The sequence below is a fragment of the Chryseobacterium shigense genome (assembly GCF_900156575.1).
Classification (GTDB): domain Bacteria; phylum Bacteroidota; class Bacteroidia; order Flavobacteriales; family Weeksellaceae; genus Chryseobacterium; species Chryseobacterium shigense.
In genome coordinates this window covers 1-1,394 of the sequence record NZ_FTNY01000019.1, presented here as the reverse complement: position 1 = coordinate 1,394, position 1,394 = coordinate 1, and the positions used below count along the sequence as shown (strand labels likewise).

Below are 1,394 nucleotides of genomic sequence, written 5' to 3'. Positions count from 1 at the left end.
TTTTTCAAAATTAGGATATGGGGTATTGTATATTTATCTATATTGGGTGATATAAACACAAATAGCACAGTATTAATGAGAAAGAATATTTCCAATTCTGAAAAGATTTCAGAGAACCATATAGCAGGCATTAACCGTGTGGTTAAGCTTGATATTGTGGTTGAAGGGAAATCTATCAGCCATTTTAAACACTTTCATTTACAGCAAAGTGCCAGAACACATCATTATTTTGAATTGACTTTAGCTCATGATTCTTTAGGCGAAATACAAAACCATAATCTTGAAGAAGCTCAACAATTTTTAGGTAAGCGAATTACCATAACTTTCAAATACAAAGACTACGAAGATGAAAGTCCTGAAAATACATTTGTAGGGGTTATTACAAAGGTTGCTTTCAGTCAGGAACAAATGAGTCTGGGTAATATTGTTCTCAAAGGGTGTAGTCCAACTTTTTTAATGGATTCAGCCCCTCATACTCAAAGTTTCGGAGGAAGCCAGCCCGTCAACACTGCCATTATTGCTGGTAGAATCCTTAAGGAAGCCCTGGGAACTGGTAAGTTTGATTTCAGAATAGATACCCAGAATAAAACTTACATCAACTACAGCTCACAATATTGTGAAACTCATTACAATTATCTGACAAGACTTGCAGAAGCTTATGGAGAACAGTTTTATTATGACGGGTATGTTTTGCATTTTGGAAAACTCCCTCCATCAGAAAAGCCTGTACAGCTTATCTATGGAAGCAACGTTACAGATGTACAGGTAGAGTTAAAAGCCGTTCATACAAAGCCAGAATATTTTGGCTATAATAGTAGTAACCATGCAAAAATGCTAGGTTCTACTGATGATATTAAGCATTTAGGAAACTTATCAGCCAAAGCCTATGAGCTGAATGACCATGTTTTCAAAACAAGATCATTGACGCCCACCCCTATCAATGCCAATATGTTTCTGGATGTGGATGATTCTCAAAAAAGTGCAAGAGGCAGTAAAGCGGTAGAAGTTTTTACAGTTTCGGGAAATACGACACTTCCTTTTCTGTATATAGGCTGTGTAGCAGATATAGACATGAGGAAACAGGACAGTAACCAGACTTCCCACTTTACCACTTTGATGATTACCGAAGTAAGCCACGAAGTGGATGCCAGAGGTTACTATACAGGAAGCTTTGAATCTATAGCCGAAGGGACGGGCTTCATGCCTAAACCTGATTTCATAATGCCAAAAGCAGAGCCACAAGTAGCAACGGTTATCTCCAATACTGACCCCTTGAATCAAGGTAGAATACAAGTGCAGTTTGACTGGCAGTTAAATGACACTACTCATTTTATCCGAATGATGAGCCCTGATGCTGGTGGCACAGATGCAGTAAGCCAGAATAGAGGCTTTGT

1 protein-coding gene is annotated in these 1,394 nt (G+C 38.2%); it reads left to right on the top strand.

Features of this window, described 5'->3' with window-relative positions:
- Positions 1-75: 75 nt before the first annotated feature.
- Positions 76-1,394, top strand: a 1,319-nt coding sequence (locus BW964_RS22190; protein WP_076510773.1) for a phage baseplate assembly protein V, incomplete at its 3' end; no start/stop codon positions are given.